Raw genomic sequence first — 20,054 nt, forward strand, 5'->3', positions numbered from 1 at the left:
TTGTGTTTGCGGTCTATTGCTACAAGAAATACAAAAACACACAAACACAAATAACAAATTTATGATATAATATTTAAAAATTCGAAAACATACCATGATATTTTATCCCACAGAGATGCTATTTGTTCTTTGATAATGACAAAAGAGTCTTGGCGTGTCACTCACAACTAATTTGTGGCTGTGACATCGCAATTGGTAAAGGTTATGATCTATGACTTGAGACCTCATTGTATAGCACATTTTAACATATTAATAAGGTGTTGCAATGTTCACGAAATACTTTTTGGTAACAACCGAGATTAAACACAAAACAATACAAAGACCGTTTCATCTCTTAAAACAGGGATATGTTCCTGATTTCCTGGGGAAAGGGGAAATAAAATGAATGAAATAAATAAACACATCGAATGGAAAAAACTAGGATTTAAGTTTTTCCCTACAAAATATATGTTTGTTGCGACTTGTTCTGATGGCGAATGGAAAACAACAGGATGTGTACCATTTGGCAATATAGAAATTTCTCCTGCTGCTGGAGTTTTAAATTACGGACAAGGACTTTTTGAAGGTCTAAAAGCCTATAGCGGCCGCGATGGACATGTATATTTGTTTCGCCCCCAAAAAAATGCAGATAGAATACACAATGGTTGTAAGCGGTTATGTATACCACCTTTACCACAAGATTTATTTATGGAAGCAGTCACCGAAGTTACCAAGGCAAACAAAGAGTTCATACCTCCTTACCAAGAGGATTCCGTTGCTCAAGGGGCCCTATACTTACGCCCTGTTGTCTGGGGAACAGGACCTGTATTAGGGGTAGCACCTGCACCATCATACACATTTGTTACCTATGCTTGTCCTGTGGGACCATACTTTCGCTCTGGATTTGAAAGCATTAAGTTGAAAATTACCGAAAACTACCACCGCGCAGCATCAGGTGGGACAGGTGGAGTAAAAGCAATCGGGAATTATTGTATTGGTATGATGCCTGCTAAAATGGCAAAAAGCGAAGGTTTTCAAGAAATCCTTTACCTAGATGCAAAAGACAATAAACATATTGAAGAGGTAGGGGCGGCAAACTTTTTTTGTATAAAGGGCAATAAACTTTACACTCCGGCATTAGATGGTTGTATTTTACCTGGAGTTACACGAAATTCTATTTTGCATTTGGCCAAAAACGAGTTTGCGATGGATGTGCATGAAGGTAGTATTTCCGTCGACGATATTTTTGATTGTGATGAGGCGTTTGCGAGTGGAACAGCAGCGGTGATTACGCCTATTGGTTCTATTAGTTATCAAGATAAAGAAATTGTGATGAATAACAACGAACCTGGACCGATTAGTAAAAAAATATACCAAAAGCTATTGGATATCCAACACGGTATCGCAGAAGATAAATATAATTGGCGTTATGTAATCGAGTAACGGTATGGATATGTTAGAAATTGCCAGGGAGTTGCCACAAACCCCTGGCGTATATTTAATGAAAGACGAAGAAGCAAAGATTCTCTACATCGGCAAAGCGAAATGTTTGAGAAATCGCGTCTCCAGTTATTTTCAAAAATCCGCAGAACATGCACCAAAAATAGCTCTTATGGTGAAAAAAGTTTGTGACATCGAAGTCTTGGAAACAGATTCGGAAGTCGATGCCCTCATTCTTGAATCAAAACTCATCAAGGATTTACAACCTAAGTACAATACACGACAAAAAGACAGTAAATCGTATCCCTTTATTGGTATTTCCAAACGAGAAGATTTCCCGAAAGTTGTGATCGGCCGAGAACATGAATTATCGGCGAAGCAATATAAATTATTTGGACCATTTATTGATGGTTACGGTTTAAAAGTGAGTTTTAAACTGTTGCAAAAGATATTTAAATTTCGGACATGTGATTTGGATATCAAAGAAGGGGACCCTAAAAACAAATACTATCGTCCATGTTTGCTTGCAGCAATTAAGTATTGTTCTGCTCCTTGTGTGGGACGTATTACCAGTGCATCTTACAAAAAAGACATGCAGGGGTTTTCGCGTTTTCTCCAAGGAAAAAGCAAACGGTTGTTAAAAAATCTGCACAAGGACATGGATGAGGCTTCTCGTCAGTGGGACTATGAAACCGCTGCAAAAATACGCGATCAGATAGCTGCGATAAAAAGTTTGGATAAGAAGGGTACCCAGGGGGATTATCTTCCTGGGGAACATTTTGATGTAAATCCCGTTTCCGCACTAAAAATGTTGCAAGAGGTTCTTGAGTTAGATACTTTACCCAATGTTATTGAAGGAATTGATATCGCTCATCATGGAGGCAAAGAAGCTGTAGGAAGCCTAGTGACTTTTGTCGGTGGATTTCCCTACAAGGAAGGATACAGACGTTACCGTATCAAGGTGGATGCCCATTGCAATGACTATCGTATGTTACAAGAAGTATTTACAAGGCGTTTTACGGGACAAGACAAAAAACGCGATGCTCCCGATGTATTTTTAGTTGATGGCGGCAAAGGACAACTATCTGCAATTATTGATAAAATGCAGAAATTAGATGTTCCGTTGCCCATGGTGATTTCTCTGGCGAAGAAAAACGAAGAAATCTTTCTTCCTGGAGCAAAAAAACCGTTGCCATTACCAAAGAACTCTTTGGCTCATCATTTATTGTGCCATGTACGCGATGAAGCGCATCGATTTGCCCAGAGTTATCATCATTTTTTAAAAAAGCAAAGATTTTAGTGAAGGAAAATAGATGGCGAAAAAAGATACCACTGCTATTTATTTAGCAATAAATATATTTGCGTTTTTGTGTTGTTGGGCTGCGGCAATGGGATTATTGTCGTGGTTTGACGCACCTATTGGTATTCTTCTCGTTTTTGCCACCGTTGCTGGTTATCTTCAGGGTGGCTTACGCGAAGTTCTTAACTTGATATTTGGAATTTCCGCAATACTTGTGGCGTGGGTATTGGCGGTATGGGTTGCCCATACCACTAATTTTGGTTTTTTCTTCTCAGGTCTTCATTATGCATATATTGTGTGGTTTGTGATATTTGCTTTGGGATTTTTGTACCTAAGCAAGAAATTACTTTTTGCGGTGATGCGTAAGTTTCATAGCAAGGTGTGGTTACGCGATATTTCTTTTCGCCTCGGAGTTGCGACAGGCATCATCAAAGGTTTTGTTCTTTGCTATCTGTATTTGGGGATTGTCTACTTTAGCAGTTTTCTCATGACAAACTTTCCCGAGCAGGTAAAAAGTTCGTTAATTTTGCCAACGTTTGTTTCTGTAGAAGAAAAATACCACATAGCCGAAACCGCCGATTTATTAGGTGGACGTTACCGTATCATGGACATGGAAAGTAGATGGAAGTTGCACGGTCTCATGGGGGATTTTTATCCTGGAGAATACGATGTACAACGAAAAGCCTTAAATATTCTGATCCCCGTGGTTTATAACAACAAAGCAATTAGCGAGTTTCGCGATAGCAAGGATGGTAAGAATTTTGTCCAAGTGGTGAGTAAATTGAAAAATGCCAAAAAAATTTGGAAAAAAAATATAAATGGCATTCGAACTCTTAAGGCTCCTACACATACGCCGCGCAAAATTCTTATATTCTTATATCAAAAGCGCCTTCAAGAACTTTTAAAGTCAGAAGAGGTTAAAAAGTTTTTACGAGAGATGCCTTAGGAAAATTTAAAATTTTCTTGATAAAAAAATAGTAATTAGGATAATTCAACATCGTAATGATTAAGTGGAATCATAATCCTCTATAGGATGTACAAAAAAGTAAAGTTTTTACACTATGTGTAACTATTTTTCTGTACATTTCGAGTTATATAGACGTTTTTCAACAACTTTTATAAAAGTTTTAGTACAAGAAAGTTTTAATATATGAATATTCTAGATATTCTAATTTTTGTTTCCCCTGTTGCGGCCTTAGGAGTTGCTGTATTTTTAACTTTAAATATTTTAAAGCAATCTCCGGGTACAGAAAAAATGCAAAAAATTGCCGAAGCTATCCAACAAGGAGCTAAGGCGTTTTTGAAAACAGAATACACAATTCTAACTGTATTTTCCATTTTAGTAACAGCGGCCATTTTTATTTTTATTGATAAACAAAATGTAATGTTTAGCAAAGAGTTAGGTACTGGTGGAACAGCACTATCATTTGTTATTGGTGCTTTTACGTCAGCTCTTGCTGGATGGATCGGCATGTGGATCGCTACTCGTAGTGCTGTTAGAACAACAGAGGCTGCGAAAGAAAGTTTATCTTCTGCTTTAAGAGTATCCTTCTCTTCTGGTACCGTAATGGGATTGACTGTAGTAGGATTGGGTCTATTGGGTGTTGCGAGTCTGTACTATGTATTTGGTGACCCCAAGCCTGTTTTTGGATTTTCATTCGGAGCCTCTGCAATCGCTTTGTTTGCTAGGGTTGGTGGTGGTATTTTTACCAAAGCCGCGGACGTTGGAGCAGACTTAGTTGGTAAAGTAGAGCAGGGAATACCTGAAGATGACCCGCGTAACCCAGCTACAATTGCGGATAACGTAGGGGACAACGTAGGGGATGTTGCGGGAATGGGGGCGGACTTATACGAAAGTTATGTTGGCTCTATTGTGGCAACTATTGCTCTGGCAGCGACAACTTTTTCCGGTGAAATGCAAGCAGCAGCAGCATTGTTACCTCTTGTCATCGCTGCAGTAGGTATTTTATGTTCTATCGCAGGTACTTTTTTCGTACGTACCAACGATGAATCTAAATTAAACTGGGCATTGTCTAAAGGTTTACTTATCGCAAGTATTCTACTAGCAGGTGCTGCCGCTTTCCTCATCAACTACACCGGTGTTCGTGTAGAAGGTAAGCACGAATGGGGAGTATTTATTGCGATTGTTGGTGGATCGTTTTTGGGTGTAATCATTGGTTTACTAACAGAGCATTACACTTCCGAACAAAAGAAACACGCAAAATGGATCGCGGAACAGTCAAAGACTGGATCTGCAACCAACATCATTGCTGGTCTTTCTGTTGGTTTACAATCTACCGCTCTTCCTATCTTTTGTGTTGCCATCGCCACATTTATCGCTTACCACTTCGCCGGACTTTACGGAATCGCTATCAGTGCGGTAGGTATGCTAGCTACTCTAGGTATTTCTCTTGGTGTAGATGCTTACGGACCTGTTGCTGACAACGCTGGTGGAATCGCAGAGATGAGTGAATGTGAACCTGAAGTTCGTCAACGTACAGACAAACTTGATGCCGCTGGAAATACCACAGCAGCTATCGGTAAAGGTTTCGCGATTGGTTCTGCAGCTCTTACAGCTCTGGCTCTTTTTTCTACTTACGCAAAAGAAGTGGAAGGCCTAAGTGGTCAAGGAGTTGGAAGTTTTACATTGGATATTTTAAACCCAACAGTAATGATTGGTCTACTTCTCGGTGGCGCGATCACTTACCTGTTTGGTGCGATGACAATGAAGGCGGTTGGACGTTCTGCAAATACTATGGTAAACGAAGTGCGCAGACAGTTCAAAGAGATCGATGGTATTTTGGAAGGTAAAAACGAAGCGGATTACGCAAGTTGCGTAAAAATTGCCACAAATGGTGCACTTGTTGAAATGGTAGCACCTGGGCTTCTTGCTGTGTTATTTCCTCTAGCTGTCGGATCTTTACTTGGTTTTGAAGCTCTTGGCGGGATGTTGTCAGGTGCATTACTTTCAGGTGTTTTACTTGCTATATTCATGGCAAACGCCGGTGGTGCATGGGACAATGCCAAAAAGTACATCGAAGGTGGAGCTTTAGGTGGAAAAAACAGTGAGCCTCACAAAGCGGCTGTTGTAGGGGACACCGTTGGTGACCCATTTAAAGACACATCTGGGCCATCAATGAACATTTTGATTAAATTGATGTGTACAGTAAGTTTGGTTTTTATCCCACTTATCGCTGCATTGAACCCTGTGGTTAAAGAGTACTTAGCGAAGTTATTTTCGTAATCTTTTAGCCAAAGAGTGATATAGTATTGAAAATTGTAGGACAGAAATGTCCTACAATTTTTTTTTGTCGTCGCAGAATTACAATAGTGGTTTTGCCACTTCACGCCTAAAGAAAATATAAGAACCAAAAGCGAACAACAGCCCACAATCTATCAGAATGAGAAAAACAAATCCTTGGGACATAATGATCCAATCGATATACCTACCTGTGGTGATGTGATCAAAAGCCAAAAAGTCAGAGAAGTTAGGGACGAGAATGTCTAGCAAGTTATAGTATTTTTGGTAGAGAAAACTCAGAAAGCTGTCTCGTTCTTCTGCGATTAAGTTTGCGCCTCTTACCGACAATTGTCGCAAGAAATCCATCAGTATCCCCAGTATAAAGACGAAGAAGGTACTTAACGTGGCAACAGGGAAAGATAGAAATGTGGCGAAAAACAAAGATAGAGCTGCTAAAAAGTTTAAAACAAAAAACATCAACAACAAGAATTTGGCGTAGTTCACAAGAAAAATACTCTGTGGATACAATGCTTCAATACCATCTTCAATCGGAAAAAACACACTACCAGCTTGTTGGTGTTTATTGACGTATGATATTTGTAAATTGCCCTGGGGATCAATCGCATCTGAGGGAGCGCTTATTTCTGCAAATTCTCCCACCTTCGTTTCACTAGAAAAAGAGTATTTTGTATAACTACCAATAATCCAATTGGTTTTGATACGAAAACCATACATGGAATTCGGGCTGTATATTTTATAACGAATGCGTATTTGTTGTTTGCTTTTGCGTAACCAATCGGGAAAATCCGTAAATATAAAGATTTTTCCTTGCCCAGGAGGAACATGTTGTAAAGATTGACGAAGCCTGCCGCGAATTTGTTCTTTTATTTGTTGTTCTCCAAGACCTTCTTGTAAATTGTTTTCCGCAGCTAGGCGCCGATAGCGATTGTCAACATCTTTTTCAAAAGCCTCTTCTGGAAAATATGGCTTAATATAGTCGGATGCGGTAAAGAATTGGTTTTCAAATTGCCTTTGTTGTTTGTCACTTGTGTTCATATATCCGAACAGATATATTGACACGTAAATAATCGTTCCAAGAATAAGAAGAAGGATGAAGTTGAGGACTGCCAAACCCCATAACTTTCCCAAGAGGAATTTCCATCGTGCAACTGGTTTGGCATCTACTAGAAAAAATTGCTTGTGTTTTATTTCTTGTGTGAAAGACAATATCCCTAGATACACTGTTTGGATGGAAAGTAGTGTAAATAGTAGCATGGTGCTATACAACAAAATTAGCTTACTTTGCCCTAATGCTGTTCCGTCTCCGCGCAAAGAGAATGGAAAATAGATCAATAAAGCAACCACTGCTACAAACGAAAGAAGAGGAGTTTTTAAACGCATTGCTTCCTGCAATACTTTGTGCGCGATAGCATTAATTTCATTCATGAGTTTTTCCTGTTCTATTTTGCGGACGAATTAGTTGGTTTCGCGATTTTCAAATAGAACCATAGCTAGGCTTAGTATGGCCATCAGAAACAATACAGTGTAACCAAGTATTTGGTAGACATAACTAATCGGTATCGTTTTCTCATCGAGAATAATATCAATTACCCAGTACATTTGTAAATTGGGAATAATATTGTATAAGATTTTGCTGATTTGTGATGTCGCCATGTGCTGACCAAAGATATAGTCGGAGAATAAACCTATCAAGAAAAAAGAGATGCAAGTGGCGAAAGTAAAGCCAGTAGAAAGTCTTGTTGAAGCGGCAACAGCAACAGCACAAATTAAAGCAGTGGCCATAATGACAAGTAGAATAGCTATTAAGAGCTGTACATCTAAACCTTTGGCAAACGGTTGCATTTGCCAACGATTGTTGATAAGGCAGAGCGCTATGAATACCATCGTAAATGACACGATTAAATTATTTACGACAGACGAGGTGAATGGTTTGTTGTAGAAAAAATTGCCATAGGCCGCTAGGAGCATGGAAAATAGTGTGGCGAATGCATATCCTACTAGAACGGGATAGTCTGTCAGTGAGTAAGCTGCCTCTGTAATCTTCGTACGCGTGACGTTTAAAAGCATCGAACCCAAGAGGTACTCCATTATAAATACACAAAGCAGTACTCCTAAGAATTTACCCACGAGAAACTCCGGACGCGAAATAGGTTTTGAAATCACGGTCATTAAAGTGTTATTTTCTATTTCGCGGTGTATAACACTTGAAGCGGTAAATGCGGCGACTAGAACTCCTATTACCATTAAGGTGGCCATTCCCATATCTTTTAATAACTTATCATTTTCGAGTAGTGCAAATAGTGTATAGTAAGGGGAGGCGAGTATGGCGAAAATGCCACAAAGTAAGATAATAAGATATATAGGCTGTCGCACCGCTTCGGAAAGGGTATTTTTTGTAATGGCTAAAATGCGAAACACCTTTGTAAATCCTTTGTAAAAGAGTATGAATTTATTATTGCTTAAAGAATCGATATTATATGAATCGCTGTTTTGTTGTCAATCAAATAAAAAAGCATTGGTTTTTTACAACCAATGCTTTGTAGACTTCAAATTGATAGAGAGATAAAGATTACTCTTCTCTTAGAGGAGGTACTTTACCTGATTCTTCAGCAATTTGTAAGCACATTTCGATGTTTTCTTCTACTAGTTTAACCATACGGCTTGGACCAGGCCAGAAACCATCTGCGCTAGTACCAACTTCAGGTGTCATCGCAAATACACCTACATCGTGAAACCAGTCATCAGATACACCGCGAACAGCGTATAGTAGATATTCTGCTGTACCGATACGATAACCGTTCTTTTTGGTCATTCTCGACGCCATACCACGATAGTAATTGTGTGCTATTTGATCGCGAATACCAAGAGGGTAGATAAGAAGGTTGCTGTAGGTGTGATAGTTCAAGCAAGTGCGGATATTCTTCTTGCTAAGAACGAAGTCACGTACTACTTGTGTTTCTTTTTCAGAAAAAGGTGCAGAACCTCTGTAAGTTTGGCTCCAAGGAGATGTACTTGAACCACTATTTGGGTAGTTCCAGTATTTCATTGGGCCATAGTTACGGTTTAGGTCAACGCCATTTTGGTTTTTGCGAATCATACCACCACCGTTTGGATAACTACGGTGATTTGCTACGTAACTATCGAAGTTGATGATAGGAATAAAGTACATTTCGCGATTGTTAACGACGTTTTGTACGCGAGTACTTGTTTTGTAGTTCTCAAGTAGGTAGAACATAAAACGTGTTACAGACATTGGGCTTGCAGATTCACGAGCGTGGTGAGCGCCTGTGATAAGAACTGCTGGTTCGCCTTCATCTTGGTTGACATTATCAGAAATTTTGATCATGTAAATGTCGCGACCTTGGTGGGTCTTACCAATAGATTTTTTTTGTGCAACAAGACCTGTGCTCTTGAATTCATTATAGATGAAATCAAGTGTATCTAGGTATTCTTGAGGGGTGTATGCACCAGCCATTGAACCTAACTTCCACTTGGTGTTGCGTGGCTGAGATGCTGCAATGTCTTCGCGAGTTAACGACTTGAATTTTTCTTGGTAGTGCTTGCTCATATCTTCAACGATTACTTTGAAAGAAGAGCGTTGTTGTTTGAGCATTTTTAGTTCTTCTTGAGACACAGGAACTTGGAAGGTGACTTCACCATCGCGTGTTTCTGTACGTCCACAGCAATCTATAGCTAAACCCAATTGATGAATGCTTTGAGCATTGTTAGTATCCATCTTGATTTCTACTAAAGAGTACTTTGTTTCTTCTGCGTTTACAGAAGCACAAACAACAAGAAGAGCAATTAATACGATGCATGTATTACGAAACATCTATTGACCTCCATCGGGTTTCCGACGTATCGGAGTAAAATTTTCTAAATTTAAATTTTTACATGCTATAAATTATACACAAAATTTTTTTTTTGTGAAATACTTTTTCAGATGCTGTTATTCGCTGATAAAAGTCTTGCAATAAATGGTAAAAAATGTTAGCATTTTTTGGGGTCTACTATAAATCCCCTTAGGAATTTTAATGATATTTTTATTTCAAAAAAGGTATAAATAATATGCTCTTAGGAAGAGTTATCGGTACAGTATGGGCAACCCAAAAAGATGAAAAGTTAGAAGGTTTACGCTTACTAATTGTTCGCGCGGTGGACCTGGAATTAAAGCCACTATCCAATTTCGTAATTGCCGTTGATACGGTATCGGCAGGAGTAGGAGAGCTTGTACTTGTTGCCCAGGGGAGTTCTGCACGTCAAACACAGGAAACACATAACAAACCTGTTGACGCAGTCATTATGGCGATAGTTGAAAACCTTAACTATGATACAATTGAAAATCTAATGAGAGAGTACCAAGGTCGTGAACAGGATGTCTCTGAAAGAATAAATCGTGTGGCGGAGACATAATAAACTATGGTAGATCGTGTAAAAATAGAGCAGTTAGTTAAAGAAAAACTTCTAGCTCGCATGGGAGAGAACAGCAGTACAACAAAGCCTTTGGACTTTGTTAACGAAGAGCATGTTCGTTCTCTAGATAAATCGGCGAAGTATATTTCCATAACAAGTAATGCCGTAATTACGACGCTTGCACGTGACTTAGCAGAAACGCACAACATTGAATTTCGCGTAGTAAGTGGAAACCAAAGTGTTTCCTCTGTTCCTCAGAATCCTCGAAGTATTGCTATTGGTTGCGATCATGGTGGATTTCCCCTAAAAAAAGTATTGATTAGTGAACTACACAAATGGGGTTACGATGTGTGCGACATGGGAACGCACTCCACTGACTCGGTAGATTATCCAGACTTTGCGCACGCAGTCGCCGAAATGGTGTCCCAAAAAAATTGCATTTTTGGTATTGTCATTGATGGGGCGGGAATTGGTAGCGCTATGACGGCAAACAAAGTACCGGGTGTCAGAGCGGCGCATTGTCATAACTTGTTTGAAGTGAAAAACTCAAAAGAACACAACAACGCCAATGTATTGAGCCTCGGAGCCCGAGTGATTGGAGAAGGTCTGGCGATTGAAATGGTCAAGACTTGGCTGGATACACCTTTTGCCGGTGGACGTCATCAACGTCGCGTAGATAAAATAATGGCGACAGAAAGAAAATATTTGAGAGGTTAAACATGCCACAAATGGGAATTATCATAGGAACAATATGGGGAACTCAAAAATACCCTGGCCTGGAAGATGCTAAAATGCAAATTATGCAACCTATTTGTGGAGTGACCAGACAACACCTTGGGCAACCAATTACGGTTGTGGATACAGTGGGGGCCGGACCGGGAGAAACTGTACTATACATCACAGCATATGAAGCTGTCATCCCCTATCATCGCGATATGGTTCCCATCGACGCGGCTGTTGTGGGAATTGTAGAAAGTACTTATGTCAAGGATACTACATCGTGATTTTATGTAAAGTTATGGGCAATGTTGTTGCCACTCATAAAAACAAAGAATTGGAAAACAATCGTTTGTTACTTGTTCAACCAATCGATTTAAATAGAAATCCAAAAGGTAGTAGTTTGGTTGCATTTGATCGTGTTGATGCTGGTGAAGGTGACATTGTTCTTGTTGTAAAAGAAGGTGGTTCGGCGCGAATCGCTTTTAATAATAAAAAAATTCCATTGCAATCTTTTATCGTTGGTGTTGTTGACGATATTGATGTTGATGAAACTATTTTACAAAGTCCATGGCCAGTTGTTTCCCGGTCATAGTATTAGTTAGGATGTCTCTCAATTGGATACGCAAGAGTTAATTAAAGTTATTACCGAAGAAGTTGTTCAGTCTCTAAACACCAAATGCCCCATAGGCGAAAAATGTGGTGGATGTGCTGGGGAATTTCACTGTGCCTCACAAAGACCAGATGATGTACAGAATTTAATAAACGTAGGGGCTTCAAGAGTAGGAGCTGGGTTGGGAATACCCGATGTTGGGAGAAGTTTGGCGAAATACATTGACCATACACTACTCAAACCTGAAGCTACACCCCAAGAGATTAAAAAAATATGCGATGAGGCGCTTCAATATAATTTCGCAAGTGTTTGTATTCAGCCTTCCTATGTAGGTTTAGCCGCTGATTTACTTCGTGGTTCCAGCGTAAAGGTGTGTACGGTTATTGGCTTTCCTCTTGGTTCTACATCAAGCGCGGTAAAAGCTTACGAAGCGCAGCTTGCTGAAAAAGAGGGTGCTCACGAGATTGATATGGTGATACACGTAGGAGCTTTAAAATCTGGTGGGTATGACTATGTGGAAGAAGATATAAGAAGTGTTGTCAAATCCGTATCACAAGGCACTATTGTGAAAGTAATTCTCGAGACGGCACTTTTAGATGATAACCAAAAAATAAAAGCATGTGAATTAGCTAAGAAAGCAGGAGCTGATTTTGTGAAGACCTCCACCGGATTTTCTAAAGGGGGAGCTACTGCGTCTGACATCGCTCTGATGCGCCGTGTTGTCGGAAACTCTATGGGAGTAAAAGCTTCTGGAGGAGTACGCAATCAACAAGCAGCCCAGTTAATGATTCGTATGGGAGCGAGCCGCATAGGGGCTTCTGCAAGTGTCAAAATTGTAGATGATAGTACTTCAGGATCAACAAGCGGTTATTAAAATACATAGCTTATTTTGTTTGAAGTTAACAAGTTGCAAATATGTACTAGAAAGAGATAGAAGGTGGAAAACGAAAAAGGGCAAATCCAATCGGCGGAAATTGTAAAGACAGAAACCGGACGCCAATATCATGTGAATTTAGCTCCAGGAGAAGTTGCTCCATACATAATGTTATGTGGAGACCCTGCTCGGGCAAAACGCGTATCGCAATTATTTGATGAAGTAGAACTAACGCGACAAAACAGAGAGTATATTTCTTTTACAGGAAAATACAAGAATATGCCAGTAACTGTTATGGGAACAGGTATTGGATGTGGCAATATGGAAATTGCTGTTATTGAACTGTTACAATGTGTTGATAATCCTGTCATTATAAGAGTGGGGAGTTGTGGAACTCTTCAAGAAGATATTGAGTTAGGCGACTTAATCATCACAACAGGTTCCGTACGCCTAGAAAACGTATCCACTTATTTTGTTCCGGAAGGCTATCCCGCCCTAGCGCATATTGACACTATTTGGGCGTTGCAAAAAGCTTGTGCAGAACAAAATTTTCGCCATCATAGTGGTTTAACCGCTTGCTCACCTGGTTTCTATGGTGGCCAAGGGCGTCATGTTCCAGGTTTTCCACCGCGTAAGCCTCATTTATTAGATGAATTAGGAAAATTGAAGGTAAAGAATTTTGAAATGGAGACAAGCGTCTTACTGACAATGTCTCACCTCGGAGGAGCGCGTGCTGGTACTGTTTGTGCTGCATACGCAAATCGCACGAAAAATACCTTTATTTCTCCTGAAGACAAAGACTCTGCTGAAATGAATTGTATTTTGGCAGGTTTAGGAGCTTTGTTAGAGCTACATAAGACAGATCAAATACGCAAAGAAAAAAATAATGAACAATGGTATCCATGGTTGACTTAAGTAGGAGCGAGAAAAACTCGGCAAAACTATGAATATAAAGACTCCCAAAATATTTACTTTGCAAGAAGTAAAAAGCGCTTTACCATACGTAAAAAGCGTCGTAAGTGACTTAGTCAGTCTTCACCAACAACTTTCTGGTATGAATGATAAGAAGACCGATAACTATCTCCACATCAGGCGTCAAATGGAGTTATGTCGCAAAGAACTGCACAGTGTTGGGTGCCACATTAAAAGTGAAAAAGGTGGTTTGGTGGCTTTTTATTGGAAAGGTAAGTCGGGTATTGCCGAATTGTATTGGCAGTTGGGAGAAGAAGATATTTACTATTGGAAAGAAATAGGTAAAAAGAATCTCAATCTTTTGCCAAATGCCATCAAAAAAATAGAGTTTAGTCTACATAAGCTAAAAACTCCTTCTATGTAAGAAATGTTGATTTTTTAGGGTTTGTATAAAATCTAACAAAAAAAGCACACAAGTTTAATTGTGTGCTTTTTTTATTGAATGTTGTTAGGGCGGACTCTTGTAACTATTCTTCGCTGTTCTCTGTATTTTCAAAGCGAAGTTGCGATGGACGAAACAGTATACATAGTAATGCTACACCGGAGGCGAGAAGCTCCATATTCTCCTCAATAACTGTCGACATACGTTCCCGTCCTGCACGTTCGACAACTTGGGCTCCGATTAGAAGAACCGCCCACAAGCACATCATGATAATCCAATATGTTTTCTCCATTAGTTGCTGTAGGAAAAATCGGTAGCCAATAAAAAGGATGTAGGCAAATGATGCAAAAACAAGAAGCATGATAATGCCACCAATTATTTTTTGTATCATTGGATTGGATTCTGTGTACAGTGTCAGTCGTGTGACGTTATCATCGGTAAATCTGCGATGAAAGTCTAGCTCGCGTAGGAGATATGCGCATATCACGTATGTACATACGAACCAGCGTCCGCGATGCGAATTATTTTTATGTAATGTATGAACCAAAGCATAAAGAAATACAAAAGACAGAATGATTCCCGTTGCTGCCTGGATCAGCCCACCATCAGACACCGGGTCTGGATTATAATCCGTAGACATAAAACATATCATTGCAATGGAAAAGTAGATTTGTGCAAGAAGCAGTTGCCACACCACATTTTCAGTAAAAGAATTATTGTTGTTCGCCATTTATTACTCCAAGTATAACTAAATTACCAATGTTTGTTTTATCCTTTGGAGTTGTTGTCTTTGAGTTGTAATTCATTCAGGATATTTTTATTTCCTATTCTATATTATTCCGTGTCTCAAAAAGATAAAAAAATATATATTCTTTACTGAATTTTGTATAGAAATGGGTTTTCAAATGCGGGAATTTTGAATAAATGCTTGAAGCTTATAAGTTTATTTTGTCGATAGTTTTTAGTTTTGTTAGTAAAAAGACATAAACATAGACATAAATTTGTCGGGTAAGCAGCAAAGGGAATTGCGTTTGGTGGCCACATTGTGGAAATTTTCTTTTTTATGTTTTCACTTTGTAAAATTTGGTAGTATCTTCGTTATGAAACGATTACGCATTTTTTTAGGAGCAAAATGATGACCACGCAAACAATGATTATTCTAGCAGTAGCGGGCGGAGCGCTTCTCATTTTAGTTGTGGGTTTTTCTTTTTGGGGAACTCGGGTTCTACGCGAAGCAAAGTATGATTTTATTCGCTACTCGTTGTTGGCAAATAACATGTGTTTGTTAGCAGCCCTTGTCCATCTTGTCTATCTGCACAAAGATTACTACGCTCTTGGCTATTTGCTTCCTATCCTCGGAAGTTTTACATTGTTTTTTAGCAAACGTTTTAAAAACTTGAGTGCCTAAAGTAAGCAGGTGCACTATGCACCTGTTTACAAAGTTGTTTCTTCCATAGTTGCCAAAAAGGGGTAATCGCACTGTTCTGCAAGAATTTCGACTTGCCTGACAGAAGTTTGTGCGACTTCATAGGTGTATATCCCCACAAGTGCAATTCCTTTGTTGTGAACCTCCATGGTGATGTGCATGGCATCTAAGTATGATTTTTGAAATACTGTCATCAATACCGAAGCGACGAATTCTACCGTTGTGTAATCGTCGTTGTGAAATAACACCATATACATGGATGGCTTTTGCAATTGTTTTTTAGTTTTTGTTTGTAAAACGTTTTTCTCCATATCATCCTTACTATAAAATAGCGATTGTTGTGTAACTTGCTGAGCACAAAATGTGCTTCTTAGGGCGTATCATGACATACCCTAATCTACAATAACATTTTACTACATAATAGAAAATTTTTCACATGTCTTTACGAAATACAAATATTGATAAACTGCAACAGGAAAATTTTGATGTACTTGTAATTGGAGGAGGCATTAATGGTGCCTCTTGTGCCGCAGCGCTTGCAGGAAAAGGAGCCAAAGTGGCGGTTATTGACCGTGCGGATTTTGCTAGTGAGACAAGTCAGGCGAGTTCTAATTTGGTTTGGGGCGGAATAAAGTATCTAGAAGGATTGGAATTCTCACTTGTACGTAAACTGTGCTTGTCGCGCAACAAACTGTGCCGTAGTTTTCCTTCTTCTGTTCGCGAGATTCGTTTTTTTACCGCCCATAACCGCAATACGCGCCATCCGCGATTTTTTCTATATCTCGGAACATGGTTGTACTGGTTGATTGGCAATGGATTTACCAAGAAACCGAGTATTTTCAGCAAAAAATTTGTCGAGAAAAAACACACGGTCATCAATACGCAAAATTGTAGCGGAGCAATAGAGTATTCCGACGCATACTTGATGGATAACGATTCGCGCTTTGTATTTAATTTTATCAGCAGTGCCATGCGCCAGGGGGCTATTTGTGCAAATTATGTTGAGGCCGAAGGGTCTTCCCAAGAGGAAAATGGTTGGTCTACTGTTGTTAAAGACTTGCAGGGAGGTCGCTCATTTCGCATACGCTCTAAATTGATTGTCAATGCTTGCGGCCCACATGTAGATTTTTACAATCAAAATAGCGGACAAAAGACAAAACATCAGCACATTTTCTCCAAAGGAGTTCACATCATTGTCGATCAAATCACACCAGCGCAAAAAGTGTTGACTTTTTTTGCCAATGATGGACGTATGTTTTTTGTGGTGCCTATGGGAGATAAATCATGTATTGGAACCACGGATACCAAGGTCGCTGAACCTAAGACTCATGTCACCCAAGAAGATCGCGATTTTATTCTGCAAAACATCAACGCTCTGTTGTGTTTGGAAAAACCTCTGACGCACAATGATATCATTTCGGAACGTTGTGGAGTGCGTCCCCTAGTTGTTGAAAAGCGTGAAGCTGACCAAGCTGCGGATTGGTTGAAGCTGTCTCGTAAACACATTATCGAAGTGGGAGATAACTTCATCAGTATTTTCGGGGGAAAATTGACGGATTGCCTAAACGTGGGGAACGAGGTTGTGCGTTTCGCCGAGCAGTGTGGTGTAAATTTATCACATAGTGCAAGGCGTTGGTATGGAGAGTCTTCAAAGCAGTGCCGCGATACTTTTTTTTATCAAGCGCAAGTTCTAAAAATTCCGGGAAAGCATGCGAAACGTTGGTGGAGATTTTATGACATAGACGCCTTTGAATTGTTGGCGAATATCCGTAGAGATTGTCATTTGCAGGAGTTATTAATACCTGAAATTGGCTATTATCGCTGCGAAGCAGAATTCATGAGAAAGCGTGAAATTGTCACCAAGTTGAGCGATTTTTTACGCCGACGTACGAACTTGGCAATGATAATGAATGAGGAAACTCTACGTAATCATCTTGGTATAAAAGAAGTTACAAAGCTGTTGTTTCCTAAAACTTTTGAGCAACAATGGCAAGAGTATTTTTCTGTAACAGCGAACGACAATCTACGCGCAAGCAAATAATCGTATTTTTTCATTGAATTTTTCAAAAATATAGATTAATCTTATAGTGTGAGTTCAAGAGGTTTTGAACACCTTGAACTTGTGTGGTAGGTAAAGTGATTCTATGTGAATTAATATATAGTACAGAATCAAAAGACACAATTGCTTTCAGGAACAAATATGTCTACTCATATAGATAAAGACGCAATAAAAAATGAAGCGCCGACAGCGGCATACCAAACAAATTTTTCGCAAGGTATGTTTATGAATGCTGTTGAAGAGAAGATTGCACGCGTTTTGGGAGAAGAACTGCCTGCGGAATGTGAAAAACCAGAAATATTGATAGAAGCCGCACGTCACTTGTGCCTTGCAAAAGGTGCAAAAAGAATACGCCCTCGCCTTGTTTCTCTCTATGGAGAAGCAATGGAAATTTCTCCACTTGAATTACTCGATATATCTGTTGCCGCTGAAATGATTCATGCCGCTAGTCTTCTACACGACGATGTTGTAGACGAAAGTAATTTGCGCCGTGGATTAGAAACGGTAAATTGTAAGTGGGGGAATAAAGTCGCGGTGTTGGCGGGAGACTTAGTTTTGTCTTTGGGGTTTATCCTTTTGAACAAATATGTTCCCGACATTCATCGTACAGCTGTTAGAGTTGTCGATTCGATGACACGAGCCGCGATGTTAGAGGTTCAAGCCCGAGGTCGTCTGGACTTCAAGTTAGATGGCTGGTTTTTTATTGCCGAAGGAAAAACCGCTAAACTATTTTCGTGGTGTGGACAAGCCGTGGGATTTTACGTCGGGAATGAAGAAGTGGCGGCACGCTTTGAAAAATGCGGGAAACATTTGGGAATTGCCTTCCAAATGGCAGACGATCTAAGGGATTTACAAGGAAGCGACCCCGGGAAAGAGCGTTTCTCAGATATTCGTAACTTCAATCCTAGCTTCCCAATCCTAAAGGCAGCAAGTATGGATGAAAGTCTATACCGCGAGATTTGCGAAAATTGGAAAAATCCAGAGCTAGACCAAGAGCAAGTAAATAAACTAGGAGAGGCTGTTCTCAGTACTGGTGTTACGGAACTAACAATTCAAGCCTTAGAACGGGAAATTGAGCAGGCGATTGACGCCCTAGGTCCGTACCAAAACGTACCCGGTACTATTGAGATTGTCAATTGGACAAAACTATTGCTAGGTAGTGTAAGATAACATGGCAAATAACACACAGCAGGAAAGTAACATGACCTCTGCAAAAAAAATAGCTCCTTGGGAAAAAATAGCAACAGATGCTATTGGAGACGCCATAGAGTTTTGGGGTTTTAAGCGCAACCACGGACGTGTATGGAGTTTATTATATCTTCACAATCGTCCTTTTGCCGCAACAGAAATTCAGGAAAACTTGGGGCTTTCTAAGGGGGCTGTTTCCATGATTGTACGCGAGTTAGAAACATGGAAGGTCGTCCATCGCCTGCGCGTAGACGATAATCCTGCTTGGCATTTTGTTGCGGAAACCGATCTCATGCAAATGATTATCCATGTGGTTAATCAGAGAGAAACAGGTGTTGTTTCACGCATTTGTGAACAGCTAAAACAGGCAAAAGAGAATTGTGATTTTCCAGAAGACACTGATACAGTGCAGCGTTTACAGCATCTTAACCGCCTATCTTTTTTGTTTAGAGAAATATTAAATATGTTTCTAAAATCAGAAAATTTTGATATGTTTTCCTTTTTGGAAAAAGTAGAAGAGTTCAAACATTCACTAGAAGAGCAAGCTAAACGAGATTAAAATGAACAATTATGAAACACGAGATAATGTCGCGAAAACCACGGCACAGTCTCCTTATTTATTTAGCCGTAAAGACGAAAACCACCAAACGACAATACCTATTGGCAACACTGTCGTTGGCGGAGATAAGGTTCTGTTTTTCGCCGGCCCTTGCTCTGTCGAGAGCAGACAGCAAATTATGGATATTGCTTACGAACTCAAAGAGGCAGGTGCCACTGCTCTTCGAGGTGGCGCCTTTAAACCACGTACATCGCCTTATAGTTTTCAAGGGCACGAAGAGAAAGCTTTAGAGTGGCTTTGTGAAGTACGGGAAAAAACAGGGCTTGCTATTGTCACCGAAATCATGGACCCACAATTAGTCCCTGTTTTTGAGCAATATGTAGATATTTTGCAAATTGGTTCGCGCAATATGCAAAACTTCGTATTGTTAAAAGCGGTGGGGAAAAGTAAATTACCCGTGTTGTTAAAAAGAGGTATGAGTAGCACTATTCATGAGTTTTTGCTAGCGGCAGAATATGTTTTGTCTCAAGGTAACCCAAATGTAATTTTATGTGAGCGTGGCATACGAACCTTTGAAAATGCGACGCGTAATACCTTTGACATAAATGCCATTCCCGTATTACGCGAAAAGACTCATCTGCCGATTATTGCCGACCCCAGCCATGGAACAGGAAATGCAAAATATGTTTTAGCTGTGTCGCGCGGAGCAGTCGCTGCGGGGGCCGACGGGCTATTGGTTGAAGTTCACTTTTCTCCCGATGATGCTTTGTCAGATGGAGACCAAAGTATTCAACCACAAGAATTTCGTTTATTGGTGGAGCAAATTAATAGTATCGCACATGCCGTTAATCGTACCATTTAGGAATGTTA

At 39.8% G+C, this 20,054-nt stretch carries 21 protein-coding genes; 16 read left to right on the forward strand and 5 right to left on the reverse strand.

Features of this window, described 5'->3' with window-relative positions:
• Positions 1-381: 381 nt before the first annotated feature.
• The 4 genes from UABAM_RS18760 (at position 382) to UABAM_RS18775 (ending at position 5,963) form a co-directional block, all read left to right on the forward strand.
• Complete coding sequence (locus UABAM_RS18760) at positions 382-1,422, forward strand: branched-chain amino acid aminotransferase (RefSeq protein WP_151969542.1); 1,041 nt, start codon at positions 382-384, stop codon at positions 1,420-1,422.
• 4 nt (positions 1,423-1,426) lie between these two features.
• Positions 1,427-2,719, forward strand: a complete 1,293-nt coding sequence (locus UABAM_RS18765) for a UvrB/UvrC motif-containing protein (RefSeq protein WP_151969543.1) — start codon at positions 1,427-1,429, stop codon at positions 2,717-2,719.
• A 13-nt stretch (positions 2,720-2,732) separates the two neighbouring features.
• A complete protein-coding gene (locus UABAM_RS18770; protein WP_151969544.1) occupies positions 2,733-3,665 on the forward strand; it encodes a CvpA family protein in 933 nt (310 codons plus the stop codon).
• A gap of 204 nt (positions 3,666-3,869) precedes the next feature.
• Positions 3,870-5,963 (forward strand): sodium-translocating pyrophosphatase, encoded by a 2,094-nt coding sequence (locus UABAM_RS18775; RefSeq protein ID WP_151969545.1) that lies wholly within the window; start codon positions 3,870-3,872, stop codon positions 5,961-5,963.
• Between the two features lie 78 nt (positions 5,964-6,041).
• On the opposite strand, the gene UABAM_RS18780 is transcribed toward UABAM_RS18775, so the two are convergent.
• The 3 genes from UABAM_RS18780 to UABAM_RS18790 all read right to left on the reverse strand — a co-directional run bounded on the left by UABAM_RS18780 (position 6,042) and on the right by UABAM_RS18790 (position 9,813).
• Complete coding sequence (locus UABAM_RS18780; RefSeq protein WP_151969546.1) at positions 6,042-7,406, reverse strand: hypothetical protein; 1,365 nt, start codon at positions 7,404-7,406, stop codon at positions 6,042-6,044.
• A 30-nt stretch (positions 7,407-7,436) separates the two neighbouring features.
• Positions 7,437-8,399 (reverse strand): ABC transporter permease, encoded by a 963-nt coding sequence (locus tag UABAM_RS18785; protein ID WP_151969547.1) that lies wholly within the window; start codon positions 8,397-8,399, stop codon positions 7,437-7,439.
• A 151-nt stretch (positions 8,400-8,550) separates the two neighbouring features.
• Positions 8,551-9,813: a M14 family metallopeptidase gene (locus UABAM_RS18790; protein ID WP_151969548.1), complete on the reverse strand. Its 1,263-nt coding sequence runs from the start codon at positions 9,811-9,813 to the stop codon at positions 8,551-8,553.
• A gap of 236 nt (positions 9,814-10,049) precedes the next feature.
• Between UABAM_RS18790 and UABAM_RS18795 the strand changes: the two genes are divergently transcribed.
• The 7 genes from UABAM_RS18795 (at position 10,050) to UABAM_RS18825 (ending at position 13,934) form a co-directional block, all read left to right on the forward strand.
• Positions 10,050-10,394, forward strand: coding sequence for a EutN/CcmL family microcompartment protein (locus tag UABAM_RS18795; RefSeq protein ID WP_151969549.1), 345 nt, complete (start codon positions 10,050-10,052; stop codon positions 10,392-10,394).
• A 270-nt stretch (positions 10,395-10,664) separates the two neighbouring features.
• Positions 10,665-11,111 (forward strand): ribose 5-phosphate isomerase B, encoded by a 447-nt coding sequence (rpiB, locus tag UABAM_RS34230; RefSeq protein WP_229759432.1) that lies wholly within the window; start codon positions 10,665-10,667, stop codon positions 11,109-11,111.
• A gap of 2 nt (positions 11,112-11,113) precedes the next feature.
• Positions 11,114-11,398: a EutN/CcmL family microcompartment protein gene (locus tag UABAM_RS18805; RefSeq protein WP_229759275.1), complete on the forward strand. Its 285-nt coding sequence runs from the start codon at positions 11,114-11,116 to the stop codon at positions 11,396-11,398.
• Positions 11,395-11,706, forward strand: coding sequence for a EutN/CcmL family microcompartment protein (locus tag UABAM_RS18810; RefSeq protein WP_151969550.1), 312 nt, complete (start codon positions 11,395-11,397; stop codon positions 11,704-11,706). The genes UABAM_RS18805 and UABAM_RS18810 overlap by 4 nt, the downstream gene beginning before the upstream one ends.
• Positions 11,707-11,911: 205 nt before the next feature.
• A complete protein-coding gene (gene deoC, locus UABAM_RS18815; RefSeq protein ID WP_229759433.1) occupies positions 11,912-12,598 on the forward strand; it encodes a deoxyribose-phosphate aldolase in 687 nt (228 codons plus the stop codon).
• A gap of 63 nt (positions 12,599-12,661) precedes the next feature.
• Complete coding sequence (locus UABAM_RS18820; protein WP_151969552.1) at positions 12,662-13,513, forward strand: nucleoside phosphorylase; 852 nt, start codon at positions 12,662-12,664, stop codon at positions 13,511-13,513.
• A gap of 28 nt (positions 13,514-13,541) precedes the next feature.
• The gene (locus tag UABAM_RS18825) at positions 13,542-13,934 is read left to right on the forward strand and encodes a DUF2203 family protein (protein ID WP_151969553.1); all 393 of its coding nucleotides are present in this window, start codon (positions 13,542-13,544) and stop codon (positions 13,932-13,934) included.
• 103 nt (positions 13,935-14,037) lie between these two features.
• Here UABAM_RS18825 and UABAM_RS18830 read toward each other — a convergent pair whose 3' ends face one another.
• Positions 14,038-14,682: a hypothetical protein gene (locus UABAM_RS18830; protein ID WP_151969554.1), complete on the reverse strand. Its 645-nt coding sequence runs from the start codon at positions 14,680-14,682 to the stop codon at positions 14,038-14,040.
• A 402-nt stretch (positions 14,683-15,084) separates the two neighbouring features.
• Here UABAM_RS18830 and UABAM_RS18835 point away from each other — a divergent pair, with 402 nt between their 5' ends.
• Complete coding sequence (locus UABAM_RS18835) at positions 15,085-15,360, forward strand: hypothetical protein (protein WP_151969555.1); 276 nt, start codon at positions 15,085-15,087, stop codon at positions 15,358-15,360.
• Between the two features lie 26 nt (positions 15,361-15,386).
• Here the strand turns inward: UABAM_RS18835 and UABAM_RS18840 are convergent, their stop codons facing one another.
• A complete protein-coding gene (locus tag UABAM_RS18840) occupies positions 15,387-15,689 on the reverse strand; it encodes an ATP-dependent Clp protease adaptor ClpS (protein ID WP_151969556.1) in 303 nt (100 codons plus the stop codon).
• A gap of 125 nt (positions 15,690-15,814) precedes the next feature.
• On the opposite strand from UABAM_RS18840, the gene UABAM_RS18845 reads away from it, so the two are divergent.
• The 4 genes from UABAM_RS18845 to aroF all read left to right on the forward strand — a co-directional run bounded on the left by UABAM_RS18845 (position 15,815) and on the right by aroF (position 20,046).
• Positions 15,815-17,419: a glycerol-3-phosphate dehydrogenase/oxidase gene (locus UABAM_RS18845; RefSeq protein WP_151969557.1), complete on the forward strand. Its 1,605-nt coding sequence runs from the start codon at positions 15,815-15,817 to the stop codon at positions 17,417-17,419.
• Positions 17,420-17,578: 159 nt separating this feature from the next.
• The gene (locus UABAM_RS18850) at positions 17,579-18,607 is read left to right on the forward strand and encodes a polyprenyl synthetase family protein (protein WP_151969558.1); all 1,029 of its coding nucleotides are present in this window, start codon (positions 17,579-17,581) and stop codon (positions 18,605-18,607) included.
• Positions 18,608-18,638: 31 nt separating this feature from the next.
• A complete protein-coding gene (locus UABAM_RS18855; protein WP_151969559.1) occupies positions 18,639-19,184 on the forward strand; it encodes a GbsR/MarR family transcriptional regulator in 546 nt (181 codons plus the stop codon).
• 1 nt (position 19,185) lies between these two features.
• Positions 19,186-20,046, forward strand: coding sequence for a 3-deoxy-7-phosphoheptulonate synthase (gene aroF / locus UABAM_RS18860; RefSeq protein WP_151969560.1), 861 nt, complete (start codon positions 19,186-19,188; stop codon positions 20,044-20,046).
• The last annotated feature ends 8 nt before the right edge of the window (positions 20,047-20,054 follow it).

Source organism: Candidatus Uabimicrobium amorphum (genome assembly GCF_009002475.1).
GTDB lineage: Bacteria > Planctomycetota > Uabimicrobiia > Uabimicrobiales > Uabimicrobiaceae > Uabimicrobium > Uabimicrobium amorphum.